The organism is Mesorhizobium sp. M1322 (assembly GCF_040318085.1).
Lineage (GTDB): Bacteria > Pseudomonadota > Alphaproteobacteria > Rhizobiales > Rhizobiaceae > Mesorhizobium.
In genome coordinates, this window is sequence record NZ_JAMYLP010000104.1 from 1 (window position 1) to 18,551 (window position 18,551).

Annotated in this window: 15 protein-coding genes and 1 pseudogene; 1 reads left to right on the plus strand and 15 read right to left on the minus strand. The window is 61.0% G+C overall.

Annotated features, from left to right (window positions below; all coding sequences use genetic code 11):
• Positions 1-132: 132 nt before the first annotated feature.
• Positions 133-789, minus strand: a complete 657-nt coding sequence (locus tag NKH12_RS26290) for a TerC family protein (RefSeq protein ID WP_352955812.1) — start codon at positions 787-789, stop codon at positions 133-135.
• Between the two features lie 364 nt (positions 790-1,153).
• Between NKH12_RS26290 and NKH12_RS26295 the strand changes: the two genes are divergently transcribed.
• On the plus strand, positions 1,154-2,263 hold the full coding sequence (locus tag NKH12_RS26295) for a calcium:cation antiporter (RefSeq protein WP_352955813.1): 1,110 nt from the start codon (positions 1,154-1,156) through the stop codon (positions 2,261-2,263).
• 563 nt (positions 2,264-2,826) lie between these two features.
• On the opposite strand, the gene NKH12_RS26300 is transcribed toward NKH12_RS26295, so the two are convergent.
• From NKH12_RS26300 to NKH12_RS26365, 14 genes and pseudogenes are all read right to left on the minus strand, one after another.
• Positions 2,827-4,959: an adenylate/guanylate cyclase domain-containing protein gene (locus NKH12_RS26300; protein WP_352955814.1), complete on the minus strand. Its 2,133-nt coding sequence runs from the start codon at positions 4,957-4,959 to the stop codon at positions 2,827-2,829.
• 66 nt (positions 4,960-5,025) lie between these two features.
• Positions 5,026-5,946, minus strand: coding sequence for a HupE/UreJ family protein (locus NKH12_RS26305; protein ID WP_352955815.1), 921 nt, complete (start codon positions 5,944-5,946; stop codon positions 5,026-5,028).
• Between the two features lie 98 nt (positions 5,947-6,044).
• On the minus strand, positions 6,045-6,923 hold the full coding sequence (locus tag NKH12_RS26310; protein WP_352955816.1) for a peptidylprolyl isomerase: 879 nt from the start codon (positions 6,921-6,923) through the stop codon (positions 6,045-6,047).
• A gap of 117 nt (positions 6,924-7,040) precedes the next feature.
• Positions 7,041-8,975, minus strand: a complete 1,935-nt coding sequence (locus NKH12_RS26315; protein ID WP_352955817.1) for a DUF3604 domain-containing protein — start codon at positions 8,973-8,975, stop codon at positions 7,041-7,043.
• On the minus strand, positions 8,972-9,595 hold the full coding sequence (locus tag NKH12_RS26320) for a hypothetical protein (RefSeq protein ID WP_352955818.1): 624 nt from the start codon (positions 9,593-9,595) through the stop codon (positions 8,972-8,974). Before NKH12_RS26320 ends, NKH12_RS26315 begins: the two co-directional genes overlap by 4 nt.
• Positions 9,596-9,806: 211 nt before the next feature.
• Entirely contained in the window at positions 9,807-10,196 is a 390-nt protein-coding gene (locus NKH12_RS26325; RefSeq protein ID WP_352955825.1) for a hypothetical protein, read from the minus strand.
• A gap of 23 nt (positions 10,197-10,219) precedes the next feature.
• Complete coding sequence (locus NKH12_RS26330; RefSeq protein WP_352955819.1) at positions 10,220-10,429, minus strand: hypothetical protein; 210 nt, start codon at positions 10,427-10,429, stop codon at positions 10,220-10,222.
• A pseudogene (locus NKH12_RS26335) lies at positions 10,426-11,108 on the minus strand (DUF2092 domain-containing protein). The gene NKH12_RS26330 and the pseudogene NKH12_RS26335 overlap by 4 nt, the downstream one beginning before the upstream one ends.
• A 392-nt stretch (positions 11,109-11,500) precedes the next feature.
• Positions 11,501-12,487, minus strand: a complete 987-nt coding sequence (locus NKH12_RS26340; RefSeq protein ID WP_352955820.1) for a DUF2950 domain-containing protein — start codon at positions 12,485-12,487, stop codon at positions 11,501-11,503.
• 20 nt (positions 12,488-12,507) lie between these two features.
• Positions 12,508-13,848: a DUF3300 domain-containing protein gene (locus NKH12_RS26345; RefSeq protein WP_352955821.1), complete on the minus strand. Its 1,341-nt coding sequence runs from the start codon at positions 13,846-13,848 to the stop codon at positions 12,508-12,510.
• Between the two features lie 67 nt (positions 13,849-13,915).
• Complete coding sequence (locus NKH12_RS26350; RefSeq protein ID WP_352955826.1) at positions 13,916-14,884, minus strand: formylglycine-generating enzyme family protein; 969 nt, start codon at positions 14,882-14,884, stop codon at positions 13,916-13,918.
• A 16-nt stretch (positions 14,885-14,900) separates the two neighbouring features.
• Complete coding sequence (locus NKH12_RS26355; RefSeq protein WP_352955822.1) at positions 14,901-15,902, minus strand: HAD family hydrolase; 1,002 nt, start codon at positions 15,900-15,902, stop codon at positions 14,901-14,903.
• The gene (locus NKH12_RS26360) at positions 15,899-16,456 is read right to left on the minus strand and encodes a hypothetical protein (protein WP_352955823.1); all 558 of its coding nucleotides are present in this window, start codon (positions 16,454-16,456) and stop codon (positions 15,899-15,901) included. Before NKH12_RS26360 ends, NKH12_RS26355 begins: the two co-directional genes overlap by 4 nt.
• Before the next feature lie 73 nt (positions 16,457-16,529).
• Entirely contained in the window at positions 16,530-18,167 is a 1,638-nt protein-coding gene (locus NKH12_RS26365) for an arylsulfatase (protein ID WP_352955824.1), read from the minus strand.
• Positions 18,168-18,551: the final 384 nt, after the last annotated feature.

Here is an 18,551-nt window from a genome sequence, read left to right on the forward strand (position 1 = left end):
ACCTCTTCCCCCCAGCCTATTGTCCAATTACATTAAAAGCCCCCGTATATTACCCGGATAAACCCGCCGGGGCGCTCGCGCCAGTAAGGGCCCGCACCCACAGCGTCCGGCCCGGCCCACACTCTTTGCTTCTCAAGCGCCCGTGACGTGAGGCAGAAGTTCAAGCGCACCTCGATAGATCATGTCGCCAGCTACGTAGAGGATGACCACCAGCCCGACATAGGCAATCCAGCGATGCTTCTGAAGCAGATTGGCAATGAGGTTTGCTGCAATGCCCATCAGCGCGACGGAGAGGACAAGGCCGAAGATCAGCACGTTCGGATGTTCGCGCGCAGCACCCGCTACCGCCAGAACATTGTCGAGCGACATCGAGACGTCGGCGATGATGATCTGCCAGGTTGCCTGCGCCAGGGTCTTGTGTGGAGCTTTGCCCGCTACGATGCCATCGTAGTCGACGTCACTTTCCGAAAGCGCTTCAATCGCCTGTTTTTCCTGCGCATGGTTATGCCGGAGTTCGCGCCACATCTTCCAGCACACCCACAACAGCAATATACCGCCAGCCAACAGCAAGCCGACGATCTGCAGGAGTTGGGTTGTCGCGGCCGCAAAGCCGATGCGCAGAACGGCCGCTGCGATTATACCAACGACGATTGCATTTCTGCGCTGCTCTTTGGGCAATCCGGCAGCGGCAAGGCCGATAACGATGGCGTTGTCACCTGCCAGCACCAGGTCGATCATGATGACCTGCAACAGGGCGGTCATTGCTTCGGGACTGAAAAATTCTGTCATACGGCACCCTTGCGTTCAGCTAGGGGTGACGCGGCTTGCGAGCGTAACCGTAGAGCAACGCGGACACCGCGTATGACAATAGAAATGCCGCTACAGCTGAAGAAATCTCAAAGCCAGGCCACCCGAATTGGAATTTCCAGTCCGACATCACAGTCCTGATGGACTGCCAGAGGGGCCCGGCCTGGTAGCACCTAGCTATTGCGGCAAGCGCAAAAACTCAAGGCCTAATTGGGATTCGGCACATGCGGCATCGGCCACGGCCATTGAACGGGCCGGCAGCCGCAAGTACACTGATACGGTGGGCTTGGGTCAGTTTCCTTAATACCCGATCTGCGACCGTCGATGGCGATGAAGGAAATCCGTCTTGGCTGTTCATCGACGATCGATCGGCCAATATCTGTTCCCGATCGGCTCCTTGGGTTTGGCCGCACTGATGCATTTCGGCGCCGCGTCGATCGAGCATTCGCTGCTTTCGATCAAGATCCTTGCGTTGATCGTGGTCGCTATCTTCATCTTCGCGACGGTGTTTGTGGTTTTGCATCATGCAGAAGCCGTCGCACGGCGGCTCGGTGAACCTTACGGCACGCTGCTGTTGACATTTTCGGTGACGGCCATCGAAGCATCGGTCATCATTTCGATGATGCTGCATGGCGAGAACAACCCGACGCTGGCACGCGAGTCCGTATTTTCCACGGTCATGATCGTGTGCACTGGTGTGGTCGGGGTCTGCCTCACCCTGGGTGGGCTGAAGCATCGATATCAGGACATCAAACGACAGGGCACCAGCGCTTCCCTTGCCGTCATTATGGCGCTGACGGTTCTTACGCTGATCCTTCCAAACTACACTCTTGCGACAAGCCCCGGTACGTTCTCCGCATCGCAACTCGCTTTCGTGAGCGTTCTTTCAATCCTACTCTATGGTGCCTTCGTCTTTGCCCAGATGGTGCGCCATAAGGGCGATTTTATCGAGGATCTGACGTCCAGCGCGGAACATGAGGCGCATGTATCTGAGGGTGGGAGCGTAACCACCAGCGTGCTCCTTTTATTTGTCGGACTGGCAGGTATCGTTCTTCTGACCGAGCAGGTGGCTGGCAGCATCGAGAATGGGCTCGAGTTTCTTCAAGTGACCCAGGCGGACGCAATCGTGGGCTTCTTCGTCGCTACGCTTGTGCTTATGCCGGAGGCGGTATCGGCAGTTCGGGCAGCGCTCAATAACGAACTTCAGCGGGGACTGAATGTCGCCCTCGGCTCGGCCTGCGCCACAATCGGCCTGACAATCCCGGCGATCGGTGCGGCGAGCCTGCTCACAGGACGAAGCCTGACTCTTGGTCTGGGCCCGGGGGATACCGTGCTTCTCATCCTCGCGCTTGCCATCAGCATCGTGAGCTTTGGGACGGGCCGAACAACGATGCTGACGGGGCTCGTTCATCTCGTTGTGTTTGTCGCCTATCTGTTCCTTATCTTCGTGCCGTAGAGCGCGGAGCCGTGTCGTGTCGATTTGCCCAGATGTCTAGCCTGCAATTACTGGACTTTCGAGCGCAAGCGATCGGTCACGAACTCCATCAACACCACGATGGTGAAGATCACGAGAATGATGGTCGAGGCATTCCTGTATTGGAAAAGATCGAACGCGACGCTGGCGCATTCGTCTTCCGGCGCCGCCTCAAGCGTCTAGTCGAAACAGCCCTACGTGTGCACTGGGCGGGATGCGTCGCCACACCGCATAGGGCTTTTAAAACGGATCGAGATGGATGTGCTGAATTTTGCCGTGCCAGGTGAAGCGGCGCGTCCCTTGTCATCCCCCAGAAGCAGACATCGCTGATGTCAACGCCACGGCCGAGGTTGCGCCAACGCCTGACGTTTGCGCTGTGCGCAGCTAAGGTCGCGATCCGACCCAATTGCTGACTTTCGTGAGCCATTTGCATTAGCATCCGGCGAACCGCCAATCACCCTTTACGCCCCGGGGATGCTTACATTTTTTTAAAGCATTCAGGCGGATAATTGGACGGGGGCCGGCTCAGGCTGATGCCCACGACTCTACAACCTCAAGAGCCAGGCCTCTACTTTCCCTTTGCCCTTGACTTCTATAGCGCCGCGCGGCTCGAAAACGAACTGGTCCTTAAGTCGCTCGTAGACGGCCCGCGTCACCTGAACCGCGTCGGGAATGCTACCTGATTCCATGCGGCTCGCGAGATTCACCGTGTCACCCCACAGGTCGTAGATGTACTTGCTTTTGCCGATGACGCCGGCCACCACCGGCCCGCTGTTGACGCCAACCCTGAGCTTCATCGGGACGTTGTGCTCCATGGCGTGCTCGCGGGTAATGTGGACCATGCGGATGGCCATGCGCACCATGCGCTCGGCGTGGTTGGCGACCGGCACGGGCAGGCCGCACACCGCCATATAGGCATCGCCCACAGTCTTGATCTTCTCGATGCCGAGATCGTTGGCCGCGGCATCGAAGCGCGTGAACAGAGCGTTGAGAAACGTCACGACCTCCTGCGGCGGCATTTCCGATGTGAGAGCTGTGAAACCGACAAGATCGGCGAAGGCCACCGTGACCTCCGCGAAGCCGTCGGCGATCTTGTCCTCGCCGGCCCGCAGCCGGTTGGCGATCGGCGCCGGCAGGACGTTCAGCAGCAGCTCCTCATTCTCGCGGTTCTTGTTCTCGATGACGACATTCTTTTCACGCAGTTCCTCGACCATTCCGTTGAAAGCTGCGCACAGCTGGCCGATCTCGTCGCGCGTGCGCACTGGCACGCTGGCCCCGTAGTCGCCGGCAGCGAAGCGTTTTACTCCGGCAGTAAGCTCGCGCAGCGGTCCGAGCAGCGCGCGCGACAGCCACGCGGCGGTGGCGGCCACCACCAGCAGCGCCAGTCCCCCTACGAGCAGCAGATCCTGGCGGAGCCGGGCGATCGGCGCGAAGGCCTCGGCGCTGTCGATCTTGGCGACGAGGGCCCACTTGACGCCGGGAATCGCCAGCGGCCCCCACGAAGCGAGCGTCGGGACGCCACGGTATCCGATGATCTCGCCGGTACCCTCGACACCGGCCAGTGCCGCCTGGGTAGCCTTGGTGTCGATGCGCTGATGCAGCACCGGAGTCCCGTAACGCTGAATTGCGTCGAGCTCCTCGTCGTCGGCGCCGACGGACTTTAGTTCGGCGAAGTAGCCGTCTCGATTCTCGTAAAACGCCCGCGGGCCGGAGCGCACCAGATAATCGGGACCGACGAGATAGGCCTCACCCGTGTGGCCGAATCCTTCCTGCCGCCAGCGGCGACCGCCGGTCACGACGTCGTCGATCTCCTCGTTCGACAATTGCGCGATCAGCACGCCGATGACGATCCCCTGGTCGATCACTGGTGCTCCCATGAAGGCAATCGGCGCGCCGCCAGAGGGCGCATAAGGAGCGAAATCCTCGAGACAGACGGCCGATCGGTCGGCGCTCTCCGCGCAGCGGGCGACGACGGCGGCGGCGTTGGAGCGGCGGTACGGACCGAACTGGAGGGACGTGGTGAAGTCGGCCTCCTTCTGGACGGTGTAGATCAGGCGACCGGATTTGGGATCGGCGATCATGAAATCGAAAAAGCCGACGGTCGTAGCCGCGGCGCGCATCAATGGATGATACACGGCGTGCAGCCTGCTGTAGTCGCTCCCGTCGCCGGCATCGTCCAGAAGCTTGCGCCGCTCCGCCGGGTTCGGATTTTCCACAATGTAGTGATACTGCAGATGGTAGGGGGCGCCACCGACTGGCAGGTAGTCCGACAGGGCTGGTTCCCTGCCCAGGATGCGCGTCATTTGGGGAATGAAGTTCGCGACGTACCAGTCGCCGACCTTCTTCTGCAGTTCGGGCGGCACACCCGCCCGGTCGAGCTGGTCGACTGCGATCCGGAACTCGCGCGTCGCATCGACCACCATCTTGGAGGTGGCGAGCAGCCGCAGATCGGCCTGTATCGTGCGGAAGTAGGTTTCAACCTGGCGCGTCTTGGTCTGGCGGGCGGCCGTGAGCTGGTCGAAGACTGCCTTTTCGAGAGCATTCTGTGCGCGGAAGTAACCGAGCACCCCGGTCACCAGCACCGCGATAGCGCCGAGCAGGACGAGGGTTGTAAACAGCTTCGCGGCCAAGCCCCAGCGTGCGGGTCGAGATGAGCCGGTCACATCTGTAGAAGACATGACTCAACTCTGACTCGCAGAAGACCGCTGCCGCCTGGACCGATCACGCATGTGTTCATGCCTCCCTCATAGAAACATCGCGTCCAGCCGCTCGATGCTCCAGAACGCCGCGACGGTTCCGATCACATAGGCCGAAGCGACGATAGCTCGCCGCGGTATCGTGATGATGCGCCGTATCGAATGAACGGCGAGCAGGATCGCCGCGATGAATAGGAGCTGCCCGATTTCAACGCCGGTATTGAACGACAGCAAAGCGAGCGGAATATCGCCGCGCGGCAGCCCAAGATCAACCAGGGCGCCGGCGAAGCCGAAGCCGTGCAGCAGGCCGAAAGCGAAGGCGACGACCCAAGGCCATTGGATGGTCAGGCTCGACTGCCCGCGCTCCATCCTAACGATTTCGGTCGCGACAAGCAGGATGCTGAGGGCGATCATTGCCTCCACCGGCGCCGACGGCAAAGTGATCCAACCGATGGTGGCGAGAGTCAGCGTGATCGAATGGGCGACGGTGAACGCGGTGATCGTCTCGACTATCCGTCGCCAGCCGCGCACGATCAACATCAGCGCGGCGACGAACAGGAGGTGGTCGATGCCGGAGGCGATGTGCTCGATGCCGTGGCGAAAATAGGTCGCGGCGACCTCCCAAGGGTTCTGCGTCGCGGGGATCGCCATGTCGGGCGCGCTAGGGGTGAGCCGCTCGACCCATGTGCCGCCATCGGCGAACTCGATGCGCACCAGCGCGTCGGTCATGGTCTGCGATAGGCCCTCGATGCTCACTTTCTGGCCGGCGAGCGGTTCGATCGCTGCAATCCGCCACGTCTGAACCATGGCGTCGCCCGTCGCGCGCGAAACCACCGGCGTCAGATTCTCGACCGCGCCAGAAAAGCGCGGCGAAAGCGCGAGCCTGAAATCGCCCTGCATCGGTGTCTTGAAGGTTACGCTGAACTCACCCGGGTTTTCCTCTCGAAGCTCTAGAAACGCCGGGCGCATCTCGTGTGTCAGGGCCGGGGAGGCCACAACGCATGCCGCAACCAAAAGCAATGCAGCGCGCCCGAACCGCAGGAGTAAGGCTAGGAAACGGACCGGGCTCATCGCGACGCCACATCGGCTTTCGGGCCAGGAGAAAGCAGCTTCGCCACCTCGTCACCATAGACGACACCGTATTTCTCGCGCAGCCGTGCAATGTAGTCGCGGCTGACTTCGTCCTGGCGATCTCTGAGCCATTCGGCTGACACGGCCTCACGCGCCTCTTCGAAAGGACGCGAACCCTGTTCGTTCCGCTCGGAGACATTGATCAGGTGGTAGCCATAGCCGGACTTGAACGGACCGGCCCAGCTTCCCGTTCTCGCGGCGTAGATCTCGCGCGAAAGCTCCTCGCCGAGCATCCCGGTCGCCTCCTGTTCGCCGAGGTTCTTGAATTCGGTGCCGAGCAGAAATCTGTCGCCGAATTCGGCCACGTCGCCGGCATCGCCGGCCTGGAGCCGTTCGAGCATATCGGCCGCATCGGCGGCGGCGTCCTTGCGGCCGTCCGGATTGAAATAGACCTGTTGGAAACTGGCCCTGCTTGCGACGCGGAACAGGTCGAGATTGGCTTCATAGTATTTTCTAAGATCGGCTACCGTCGGCTCGACGACCTTGGCAGTGTCCTTGAGCAGGAACTCCAGTTTCTGGGCCAGCCGGCGCCTGACAATCGTGTCGTGCTCTTCGAGACCCATTTCCCGCGCCTCGCGAGCGAATAGTTCCTCTTTTATCAACTCAGCAATCAAGGCTTGCAGCTCCTGGCCGTCCGGGGGACGCTGCCACTGGCCCTTGAAAGTTTCGGTGAGCCACTTCAGCTCGCCGTCGCCGACACGCACCGGCTCGATGCTTTTCGTCCGCTCTTCGCTGTCGCCAAGCCATGCAAAGGCAGCGAACAGCACGGTGCCCGCCACGACAAAATGCAGCAATGGTTCATGAAAAAGTTTCATTGGGCGGCGTCCTTGCTAGCTAGGCGGTGTCGATGAGTTGGTGCCGCCTTGGCGAGTGGCGAGCAGTAGGCAGACGCCTCTGGGCGTCTACCGTGTCTTGATGCGTCGCTTCCTTCCTCAAGTGCCTGGCGTGTACCAAATCGGCGAGGTGTAGGCCCGTTCGGTGATGGTCATCGCCGTGCCTGGCAGGGCCTTTACACCGAACCGCTTGACGTCGTAGGCGGTCCAGCGCGGGGTCGGGATCTCGATCACCCGTCCATAGTAGAAGGCGGGCTGGCTCGCGTCGAAATCCGGGTCCTCCCACACCGCGCTGAGCTCCGGGGAGCCGATCGTATTGGTCCAGGTGGCGTTCGCCGCATCCACCGTGTCGCCGACCGAGGGCACCTTGCCCGTGCCCGCATCGGGCTGCCGGTCGCCGGACCACGCCACGTCGTAGACCTTCTCGTTCAGCGTGCCGTCCGCCGCGAGCCAGCCCTTGACGATCTGGTAGCGGTCGAGATTGGCGCCTAGCGGATCCTTCAGGGCGGCGACGAGGAAGGTCGGTTTTTTGCGTTCCGGCGCGTCGCGAAGATCGCCGCCCATCGGCACGCCTTTGGTGTAGCCGATCTGCCCAGGCAGGCGATTTTGCGCATCCTTGCTTTCAAACTCCCAGCCGCCGAAGAAGCGGACCAGCATGCGCGGGCCAGTGGTGGCGTAGGTTTCCTTGCGCTGCATGGCATCCCAGATCGACGCGCGGGTGTTTTCCTTGGCCCAGACGGCTGCGTAGCCGGAAGCCCCGACCTCCCAGTCCATGATTTTCACGCCGGTCTTGGCATTGTTGATGAAGGTCGCCCCTATGCGTTCCGGGCTCGGCTCCTGAGGCACGGTCTTGCCGAAGAAATTGTCCTCCTCCACGGCGGTCAGGCCGGTATGCGCATCGGTGCTGGCGACGAGGCCGAACTTATAAGGATTGGCGCCGAGCTCGCGCTCGAGCTTCAATCCGTTCTTGTAGGCCGAGCGGGCATACTCGAACTCGAGCATCTCTTTGGTCTTGGCAACGCTGCCGTCGAGATTGCCCTTGTCCCAAATCTCGAAACTGGCGAACTCGTCGTTGGGTGAGAGGAACGGATGCGCCTCGCCGGTGCCCTTGGTTTGCGATGTCTCGTAGAGCCGCTCCCATTTCGCCCGCTGCTCGGCATATTCGCGGTCCACCGGCTTGCCGAACTGCTCGACGGTGGGAAACATCGTGCCGTTGCTCAGATTGCCGTTATGCGCGATCGCCAGCACGTTGCCACCGGTCTTCGCCTCATAGGCGCCCATCCATTTCCACAAATCGACCGGGTTGTCGCTGCCGTAAGGCGGATAGACGGTAAACGGCTCGACCTGGCTTGCCTTGTCGCCATTGTCGCGGAATATGACATTGCGGTGCAGATTGTTGCCGCCGGTGTTCGACGTCCACTCAAAGCCGATGAAGGCGGTGAACAGACCGGGATTGTTGTAATCCTCCGCGGCGGCGATCGTTTCCTGCCACGCGCCCTTGTAGGCGGTGGTGCCCGGGAAATACATGAGATCCTTCGGAAACGTCCCTTGCGAGAAGGACACGATGATGTCCATCGCTGCCTCCCCGCCTTTGCCAGATTGTATCAAGTCGTACCATTTCTTGCCGGTCGGATCGGCGAGCAGGTTAGGCTTGCCGGAGAAAAGATCAGGGAAGAAGCCCATATTATCGGAGTGATCGGCGACCACGAGAAAGTCGAGCGGCCGCGAAAGCTTCACCGGCTGGCCGGTGGATGAGGTAACCTCCTCGCCCCTGGCGAAGCGGTAAGCGTCCCGCGGTGTAAGCTTGGCGCCGAATGCGCCAGCATCCATGGAAAACGCGGTGTGCAGATGCGTATCGCCGAAGAACGGGCGCGTCGGGAAGTCGCGCTCCGCGTAAGGCGAGTAGGCCGGCGGGCGCTGGTGAGCGGCATCCGCCGTTCCCTTGTCCAGGGCCCCGGCGTCCTGCGCAAGCGCCGGAAGCGCAAAGCCCATCAGGCTTGCTAGTGCCGTCCCGTACAGCAATGTCTTGGTCATGGATTCCCTCCTGAAGGTTGAACTGCGTCAGTGATGAGCTGGGCGGCTGGCGGCATCGCCGCATGGCTCGCGCCCCACTTGGCAATAGGTTGGCCTCCGACGTGTCGATAGGTGCCGATGAAGTCCGACTTCTGCTTCTCAGATCCGTAGAAGCGAATGAGGCCGATCCTGGCGGCATCGCCGACAGTAAGCCGGCCGAGCGCGATCTCGCTGATGACTGCCTCGCCGGTTACGAGGACCAGATCGCCCGGTTCGGGCGAGGCAACATGGACCTTGGCATGCAGGCCATCGACGCTCGGCTCGAAGCGGGTCCAAAGCACCGGCTCGACAAGGACAAGGGAAAAGGCTGGCTGCGATGGCTCGGATGACGTGGCGCGGAGCAATTCGGCGAGCTCGGTGAGCGCCGTCTGCGTGGCGCGAAATCGCTGCCCGAACAAATCTACTCCGGCCCGATTGAAATTCGCTAAGGGCAACCGCCGCGCCGCGACTTCCCGCGATATGGCACCGATGACGTGAAGCGAATCCGGATAGGCCCAGTTCAAAACGCCGCGCGAAACCGACTGCGGGCTGTCATAGCCGCACGCGACTGCTTCCGAAGCCGGGGCCACCATCCCCGCCATCAGGGTTAGCCAGACAACGCCGGAGTTTCTCAGCGCTAGAGCTCTCATAGTGCTCCCACCTAATAGGAAGGTCGCGAAACCAGCCGGGCTGGCCGCTCCGAGGGGCTTTGCCTGCCCTTTGGGTGAGGTTCGCGCATTGTTCGGCTGCACGGAACGTAACTAACTGTATCCTACAGGCGGAATTCGTTGGGGGATCTCATGGGCTACCTCCTCAGAATTTCCGCGGTGATCCAGGTTGGAACGAAAACCAGGCGTGAACAAAAAGCAGGCCCAGCGCGGCATGGAGAACAACCGTCGGCCACAATAGTTTTCCGACCTGGGCACCTTCCATCCCGAGATAGGCGAGATAGATGGCGGCAAGGACGTTGTAGGTCAGCATGCCCGCCAGCGGCGAACTCCTTCCCTGATCCTGCCGGCCCATCCAGCTACTTACTGCCAGAGCGAGCAGCGCGACGCCGGTTACGCGGGCGACTGTCAGCCCCGTACCGGTCAGACCGTCGCCGAGCAACAACACGGCGACCGTGCTCGGAACGACGATCAGGGCCACACCCATGGCGGCCTCGATGACGGCAGCTGCCGCAAGTAACCAAACAACCGGCATCGCTATCAACGCTAGCCGCGAACTCAACAGTACACACCTGCCGCGCAGCGCCGTACCGTGCGCCGCGCCGCCCCAGCGACACTGACCGGCGTCAGCGGACGCCCGACCCTGGCCTCGGCGCTGGAGACAAGGCCGCTAAAGCCGGGAAGCGCTAGCTGCTCCGAGGCTTCAAGCCCGAACAGTCCAACGGCTCCGGCGAGCAGGAGAATTCTCAGTTTACTTGACACGGTCATTGGCCACCTCCTGGTGCAAGATGTGTGGGCAGTTCATCGAAGTCGACAAGTTCCTTCAGATCGACCTTCTTGGCGCCGGCAGGCGCCTTGAAGGCAAAATCTTCCGCGGCAACATCAGCGCCGGTTTTCCAGTCGCTGATCTGGATGCTGTATTGCGGACCCTGGTCGACTGCGTTGGACGTGATGACATAACGGCAAGGATAGGGATGCTCACCTTGCGCGATCCATATCTGCCAATCGACTTCCTTGGCCCGGAACGCCAGATGATCGCACTCCGTGCCGCCGATCACGCCGCTGCCGAGATCCTTGACGTCGGTGACGTCGCGCATCAACTCGTCGTAGACGTTCGACAGCAGAAGATCGGCGCCGGGGACTGGCCTCTGGTATTTGTTCCGCAGCTCGTCGACCAGGTGATCGAGCGTGCGGGGATATCGACCTGCGTGTAGAGATTGGCGTCCTTGCCCAGCAGCGTCAGCGTCTTGCCGTCAAAGACCATTTCGACATTGGCAAACCCGCCGTGGCGGCTGCCGCGGAACTTGTCGGGCCGGCTGAGACCCATCATGCCCGAACTCGCCAGCAGCAGCTTCTGGTGATCCTTGGTGACGACCTCGAGATTGGTGTCGTATCCGAACGATATGGTCGTCTGCGCGGTCAGATAATCTGACATGGCCTTGAGCATGCTCTTGGCCGCCGCCTCGTCGGCCCTTGCGGGCGCTCCCAGGCCAATCGCCAGAACCAGCGCCGCGAGAGGTGCCGCAAAGCTCCCGACCAATGCTTGACCTATGAAAGATCGTCTGTTGGTTTTCATGCCAGTCACCTCCAGGCTTGTTTCACCCCAGGTGACGTTACGGCATTGCCGCTCCGTGCGGAACGTAAAACTGTATCCTACTCGCAGAATTGCAGTCAGTCCGCGATGGTGAGGCCGGCTTTTCTCAGCGAGCCAATCAAGAAGTCGACGTCTTGCGAACGGGCTTATCCTTGCGCGCGATGCAGCGCCGAGGCGGAGACCGCCTCCGCCCAGAGTCGCGCGCGTCGACGATATTGTCCGCAGACAACTAGAACGATTTTCTCTCAGTCGGCCACGACCTGCCAGGTATCGTCCGGGTTGAAGCGGTCGATGTATTTGACGATCTGCTCGGTGGTTGGCCCGAGATCGGTCTCGTAAACCACGCCGTGCTGGTTGACGGCGAAGGTTTTTACGCCTGTCTCGCCGTATTTGGCAGGCCAGGCGATGAGGCCGAAGCCGGCGATCATGTTGCCGTTTATGACGTAGTCGTAGGCGCCGCCGGCGATATGGTCGCCCTGGCCAGTCAGAATCTTGTACTTGTAGCCGAAATAGCCTTCGCCCTTGGCCGCGTCCTCGAGCTCGGCTTCACTAACGGCGTCCCCGGCCGGGCTCTCGCCGTTGGTGTCGTCGGTCGGCCAGTAGAGGCCGTCGGTCGTGCCTTCCGAGCTTATCAGTTTCTGCGAGAACTCCTCCACGCCATCCTCGTCGCGGTCCTGCGATGCATAGTCCTCCTGCGCGTCGACATAGGCGCGCATCGTCTCGATCGCGGTGAGCTCGTTCTCGCCGACATACCGGTTCACGATCTCTTCGAGGCCGGCATAGGTGTCGAAAGCCCACTTGCCATCCTCGCCCTTGACGATCGGAAAAGGCAGCGGCCACAGCTTGTCGCCGATCTGCAGGGTGCGGCGGTCGCCCTCGCCATCGAGGACAAGCTGCTTGGCCACACCCTCCTTGATCGCCGCCAGCGTCTCGTCCGAGTTCTCGTCGGCCTTCAGCTTTTCCGCATCGAGGCCGAGAAGGGCCGCAACCGCACCGTTGCCGGCGTGGTCCAGCGCCTTCTTGAACGCCTCGACAGCCGCTTCCGGCGTGTCGAAGACGGGCGGCTCGGCGGCGGCCGCAAACGCAGTGATCTCCGGCGCTTGCGGCGCGTCCTGCGCGGATGCCGGCTGCGGGACAGCGATGCCCACTGCAAGCGCCACGGCACAGACAGAGCGGAGAAGGATCGTATGCAAAATTCCCGTGTGACGGGTGGTGCTGAACATCTGTATCATGATCCTGTCCTCCCGTTCCGTTAACGCCGGCGTCCGCCACTGGAGCGCTTGATCTGCTTATGACCGCCGCCACGGCTGCCGCCACCCATCGATTGGTGGCCGCGGTTGGAGCTTACCTTGGTCGCCTTGCCGCGATTGACGTTGCCAAGCCCCGAAGGCTTCTTCGGACGGTTGTCGACCCTGGCTGCGGGTTTCGACTTGCCAGCCGGACGGTTCACCTTGGCCGGCTTCGCCGCCGGGCGATTGGCAGTAGGCCTGGCCGCAGGTTTCTGGATGTTGGGCTTGTTGGCGGGGCGGGTCACGTTGGCGGGCTTGGCCTTCAGCCTGTCGAGCGTGCTCTTGCGGATGTCTCTCGTTGCAGCCGTCTTGCCCGGCACCCTGTTGGCGAGTTTGTCGTTCTTCTTGATGTCGCGGGCGCGGTCGCGGATGGCGTTGTCGCCATTCTTCTCGATCCGGTTCTTGATGTTGGTCTGGTCGAACTTGTTGAACTGGTTGCGGTCGATATTGATCTTGTCGCGATCGATGTTTTTCCAGTCCACGTCGTTGAAGTTGATCTTGCCGTTGAAGTGGCGGTTGTTGAAGCAGTTGTTGCAATCGATGTCGATGTCGTTGCCGTTCCAGCGGCCGCCCCACACCCCCCAATCATCCCAGTCGACGGCGGCGGCCCAGATGGCGCCGGTCACCGCCCCGGCGAAGAATGTCGCCCCCGGATACACATAATATGGGTAAGGATCGGGATAATAGCGGATCGGTTCCCACACGTAATCCGGCTCATAAAACATCTGCGGCCGATATTGCGGGACGTAGATCACTTCGGGGCTCGCCGACTTGATGACGAAATTGTCGTTCTCCTTGACCACCTGGATCTTGTCGTCGCTCTTGATGACGCCCTTGGCGACCGCCTCGTCGCGCAGCTGCTGGATGGCAACCAGCACGTCCTTCTGCTGGTAGGCGATGGCATCGCCGAGCGTCTGCGTCCATTCGAGGTCGTCGCTCATCATCTTGACGATGCCCGGGTAATTGAGCAGCGACACCACGGAGCCGTCCCAGCTGTCCTTGGGTTTCAGGCTCTTGTCTTTCTCGTAACGGTCGAGGAAGCGCGCCGCCTCGACGATCTCTAGCGGATAGAGCGCTGCCGCCGTGATCACCGCGATCAGCTCGTCCGGATAGAGCGCGATGCGCGCCACAAGCACCTCCATCTCGTCCGCGCTCAACGGCTCGGGTGAGGTCGCAGCCGCATCGCTCGAAGCGTCAGCCGCCGCGACCTGTTCTTGTGCAAGGACAGGGTACGCCGAACCAGGCCCGGCAAGCAGCAGCACCAGCGCCGCAGCGCCGACCTTCAACATCTCATTGTGCGTCATGCTTCGATCCTCCCTGTCTGTCTCTGTCTCGGCAAGCCTTAGGGCCGGGCCTTTTTAGCAGTATTTGTCACGTTCTGCGTACAATGCAGCGGAAACCTAAATGGCACGTCGACGTGTCGATCGGCTGAGCCATTCGGGCGGCCGGACGGTAGCGCCGGCAATAGTTGGGCGCGCAAAGATGCGATCCGCCTTTCATCACCTTGCGTGGGATTCTGATCTGCGGCTGCCGTGGATCGAGGCTGTCGTCCCGTTTGGCACCGCGGGGGTTGTCAACCGTGCAGCACGGGCTGTCGATCTTGCCGTGTTCCTGGTACCAGTCCGTGGTCCACTGCCAGACATTGCCAGCCATGTCGTAGAGGCCGTAGCCGTTGGCGGCAAAGGCGGCGACGGGTGACGTCCCCTCGTAGCCGTCCTCGCAGAGATTCTGCCATGGGAACTCGCCTTGCCAGATATTAGCCATGTGGCGGCCATCGGGCGCCATTTCATCGCCCCAGACAAATTCGGCCGCGTCGAGCCCGCCACGCGCCGCGAATTCCCACTCGGCCTCGGTGGGCAATTCCTTGCCCGCCCACGATGCATAGGCTTCGGCATCCTCAAAGTTCACATGCACGACCGGATGGTCGGCCAGCCGCTTGATCGAACTCGCCGGCCCGCGCGGATGGCGCCAGTTGGCGCCGCGCGCGTACACCCACCAATTGTAATGATCGCGGAGATCGACACGTTGTTTGGCCTTGCTGAACACCACGGACGATGGCGCCAGCATGTCCGGCTTCGCTCCGGGATAATCGTCGGGATTTACGGGACGTTCGGCCGAGGTGACGTAACCAGTTGCATCGACGAAGCGAGCGAACTCGCGGTTGGTGACGGTGCAGGCGTCCATCCAGAAGCCGCCCACCGTCACGCTATGCGCCGGGGCTTCTTCGGGATAGTGCTTGTCCGATCCCATGAGGAATGTACCGTCAGGAATCCAGACCATGTTCAGGAACGGCTCTTCGACCTGGGTAGATTGAGCCTGGCGTTTGACAACTCCACTCATCTCTTGCTCCAACTCCTTACTTCTCGAAGGCGAACACCCGGTTCCAATCCTTCTTCATATCGACAACCGTCCAACCAGAATCGGCTGCGGCGTCGAGACCCTTGTCCAGACGGCCGATGCTCGACTGCCGGTCGTAGGCCCATTCGCGCTCCGCGTCTGTATGATGGACATAGAGGCAGAAGCGCGGGGCTGGTCCGGCGCAGGTCCATTGCAGCATCTGTAGATCGCCGTCGGAATTGCCGAAGGCCGCGATCGGCCGCCGCCCAATATGCTTTTGGATGGCCACCGGCTTGCCCGCCTTGTCGTCAATGAAATCAACTTCCGGCAGCTTGTTGAGAACCATCTGGTCGCCTTTCAACTCGAATTTCATTTTGCCGCTGCTGCCGATCACCTGCTCGGGCGGAATGCCGTAAACCTGCTCGCTGAATACTCGCACGAACTCGATGCCGCCGCCCGAGGCTATGAATGTCTTGAACCCGTTGGCGCGCAAATAGTCCAGCAGCTCCAACATCGGCTGGTAGATCATCTCCGTGTAGGGCTTGCCTGTCTTCGGATGTTTTGCGCTCGCAAACCAGCCGCGGACGATCTGTTCGAACTCGTCGGTGGTCATGCCCGAATGCGCGGCCATTACGATCTCCAGGATCGCGTGTTCTCCGCCAGCAAGTGCTGCTTTCACATCGCCCTTCAACAGCGAGGCAAAGGGCTCCTGCGTGTTCCATTCGGGATGGTAGGGAGCGAGCGCCTTGACCCGGTCGAGCGCGAACAGAAGCTGAAAATACATAGGCTGTTCGCCCCACAGCGTCCCGTCATTGTCGAACACCGCGATGCGTTCGGGGACGGGCACGAAATCCGCCGAACCTCCCTTGGTCACCCTTTCGACGAACCGCACGATCGATTGCTTCGCCTCGCCTTCGTTCCATGACGCGAGTACTTCCGCGCCTTGCGCGGAAGGCGCAATCGTCATCACCAGAAAAAGGGGCAGCAAATAGCGCCTGGCAGCGCGAGCGAGAACGGTCATCGCTTGACACCTTTGCTATCTGCAATTTGAGCGGGACGATGTTCGAACAGCAACGCCCACAGCCTGCCCTCTCCCAGGGCGACGTTCAGTTCTCTGGATGCCACGTAGGGGATCAGTATCAGCAGCATGATCAGACTTGTCGCGAGCGTCTGCGGCAGCTTGGCGCCCCCGAACTCGGCGAGCGATGCAGTGACCGTTCGGCCGTGAACCAGCCCGACGACGACCTCCTCGACCACCGAGAGAACGACAAGCAGGATCAGATAGAGCAACGCCTTGTAGGCCACGACGTAGGCGATCCTACCTCCTTCGTGCCGGTCTCCCAGTCGGATCATCTGTCCGAGCATTATGAACTTCGCCAGGATCAGTGCCTTGATGGCCGCCAGCCCTGATGGCAAATAGCTGATGCCCTCCTCGCCAAGGATCGCTGCCTTGTACAGAATGAGCGCACCAAAGCAGACGAATAGATACAAGGACAGCAGCGCATACTCGCGCAACTCGTTCTTTGCCCTCTGAGCAATGGTCTCGGTCGAAGGATTGTTGTTCGCGACTGCCATTGAACTGCTCCGAGTTAGCTTGGAGGCCGCGCCTGCCGATAGGGCGAGCGCGGCCTATTCAGAAAGCGAAGACTCAGTTTCTGCCACCCTCCTGCAGTTTCGCCAGGACATGGTCGAGCGAGAAGCTGCCGGGCTTCTGCCGCGGCGGGAACTCGACATAGGTCTGCAGGTGTTTGGCGACATAAGCCTGCGCCGGCACGAGCGCGAAGGCGTGCTCGACACGCCATCTGTCATATTCCCCGGCGTCCGTCTGCGCCCGTTCGAACGGGTCACCCTTGATGTCGAAGAGCTTCGGGAACCGGAGTGGAATCAGCGGGTTCTCCCACACGGCAAGCCCCTCCTCGCGCTGCTCGAGGAACACCATCTTCCAGCGTTCGTAACGCAGGCCGGCGAGGTTGCCGTCATCAGTCCAGTAGAAGTATTCGTGGCGCTTGCCTTCGCCTTCGCCGGCCAACACGTCGCGTTGGTTGTAGCCATCCAGATGCACTTTGAAGCTCTTGCCCGCGGCATCGTATCCGTTCAACAGCTTAGCAGTCACGTCTGGTTCGCCTGCGGCGGCGACCAGCGTCGGAACGAAATCTTCGTGCGACGTTATATGGTTGATCTCGGTTCCCGGCTTGATGACGCCTGGCCAGCGCATCATGCACGGCACCCGGTAGCCACCTTCCCAATTTGTGTTCTTCTCGCCTTTGAAGGGCGTGGTGCCGCCGTCCGGCCACGAGAAAACCTCCGCGCCGTTGTCGGTCGTCCAAAGGACGATGGTGTTGTCGGTGATGCCGAGGTCATCGAGCTTGCCCAGAAGCTGGCCGACCATGCCATCCATCTCCGTCATGGCGTCCGCATAGATGCCCAAGCCGGTTTTGCCCTTCGACGCCTCCTTGAGAAACGTGTAGATGTGGGTCCGGGTCGAATTGAACCAGCAGAAGAACGGCTTCCCGTCGGCGTTCGAGCGGTCGATGAAGTTGAGCGCGCTGCCGAGGAACTCTTCGTCCACGGTTTCCATGCGCTTCTTCGTCAGCGGGCCGGTGTCCTCGACCTCCTGTTTGCCTACCCGCCCGAAGCGCGGATCCTCGGTAGGATCGTCCGTTGCACTGGCCTTGCATTTCATCACGCCGCGCGGACCGAACTTAGCCTTGAACTCGGGGTTTTTCGGGTAGTCGGGATGCTCCGGCTCATCCTCGGCATTGAGGTGATAGAGATTGCCGAAGAATTCATCGAAGCCGTGAACGGTTGGCAGGTGCTCGTTTCGATCGCCGAGATGGTTTTTGCCGAATTGCCCGGTAACATAGCCCTGCGGCTTGAGCAGTTCGGCGAGCGTCGGGTCCTTCTCCGACAGCCCTTCCTTGGCACCCGGCAGGCCTACTTTCAGCAGGCCGGTGCGGAAGCACGACTGGCCTGTGATGAACGCCGCACGACCTGCGGTGCAGGACTGCTGCGCGTAGTGGTCGGTGAAGATCGCGCCCTCTTTCGCGATGCGATCAATGTTTGGCGTGCGATAGCCCATCATGCCCCGGTTGTAGGCGCTGACGTTCCAATACCCGACGTCATCGCCGAAAATGACGAGGATGTTGGGTTTTGCGCCGGCTGCTTGAGCTTTCGCGCTCGTGGCTATTCCGGATGCGACAGCTGAAATGGCGAGCACAGAACCTCCGGTCAGCAAAATGTCGCGCCGGTTCGGTTGTCGGTCTGGATTCGCTTGCTTGTCACTCATCTGACGTCCTCCTTTGATTGTACCGCTTTTCCAAAGGGAGCCGAGTTTTCGGTTCCCTGGCGAGAAAAACATGCTCCGCCCTCAATAGACGAGACGAAACTCGTGGCAGGACGCTTTAGCCCTGCCTTCGACAAAATCGCCCTTCGTGAGGTTTGCCCATCGCCGCTCGGGGCGGAAGGTAATTAACAGTAACCTACGGGCAGAATCCGCTCGGCCAGCGCTAGAGTCAGTCCTGGAGGTGAGCCCCGCTTTCCTCGATGAGCCAAAGGAGAACTCTTCGTCCTGCGCACGCTAGCTGTGGAGCCTCAACAGGTTGTCCAGGGTTATATCGAGGCGACTGATGGGTGGTTTGGACTTTAGGCTGCCGTGTGGACGATGCCAATT

What these genes read in the sequence shown, in the direction of transcription:
- NKH12_RS26355 (WP_352955822.1), bottom strand. Translation starts at nt 15,902, where the DNA reads ATGACCGTTCTCGCTCGCGCTGCCAGGCGCTATTTGCTGCCCCTTTTT.
- NKH12_RS26365 (WP_352955824.1), bottom strand. Translation starts at nt 18,167, where the DNA reads ATGAGTGACAAGCAAGCGAATCCAGACCGACAACCGAACCGGCGCGAC.
- NKH12_RS26360 (WP_352955823.1), bottom strand. Translation starts at nt 16,456, where the DNA reads ATGGCAGTCGCGAACAACAATCCTTCGACCGAGACCATTGCTCAGAGG.
- NKH12_RS26325 (WP_352955825.1), bottom strand. Translation starts at nt 10,196, where the DNA reads ATGCCGGTTGTTTGGTTACTTGCGGCAGCTGCCGTCATCGAGGCCGCC.
- NKH12_RS26330 (WP_352955819.1), bottom strand. Translation starts at nt 10,429, where the DNA reads ATGACCGTGTCAAGTAAACTGAGAATTCTCCTGCTCGCCGGAGCCGTT.
- NKH12_RS26290 (WP_352955812.1), bottom strand. Translation starts at nt 789, where the DNA reads ATGACAGAATTTTTCAGTCCCGAAGCAATGACCGCCCTGTTGCAGGTC.
- NKH12_RS26350 (WP_352955826.1), bottom strand. Translation starts at nt 14,884, where the DNA reads ATGAGTGGAGTTGTCAAACGCCAGGCTCAATCTACCCAGGTCGAAGAG.
- NKH12_RS26305 (WP_352955815.1), bottom strand. Translation starts at nt 5,946, where the DNA reads ATGCGCCCGGCGTTTCTAGAGCTTCGAGAGGAAAACCCGGGTGAGTTC.
- NKH12_RS26310 (WP_352955816.1), bottom strand. Translation starts at nt 6,923, where the DNA reads ATGAAACTTTTTCATGAACCATTGCTGCATTTTGTCGTGGCGGGCACC.
- NKH12_RS26340 (WP_352955820.1), bottom strand. Translation starts at nt 12,487, where the DNA reads ATGATACAGATGTTCAGCACCACCCGTCACACGGGAATTTTGCATACG.
- NKH12_RS26315 (WP_352955817.1), bottom strand. Translation starts at nt 8,975, where the DNA reads ATGACCAAGACATTGCTGTACGGGACGGCACTAGCAAGCCTGATGGGC.
- NKH12_RS26300 (WP_352955814.1), bottom strand. Translation starts at nt 4,959, where the DNA reads ATGTCTTCTACAGATGTGACCGGCTCATCTCGACCCGCACGCTGGGGC.
- NKH12_RS26320 (WP_352955818.1), bottom strand. Translation starts at nt 9,595, where the DNA reads ATGGCGGGGATGGTGGCCCCGGCTTCGGAAGCAGTCGCGTGCGGCTAT.
- NKH12_RS26345 (WP_352955821.1), bottom strand. Translation starts at nt 13,848, where the DNA reads ATGACGCACAATGAGATGTTGAAGGTCGGCGCTGCGGCGCTGGTGCTG.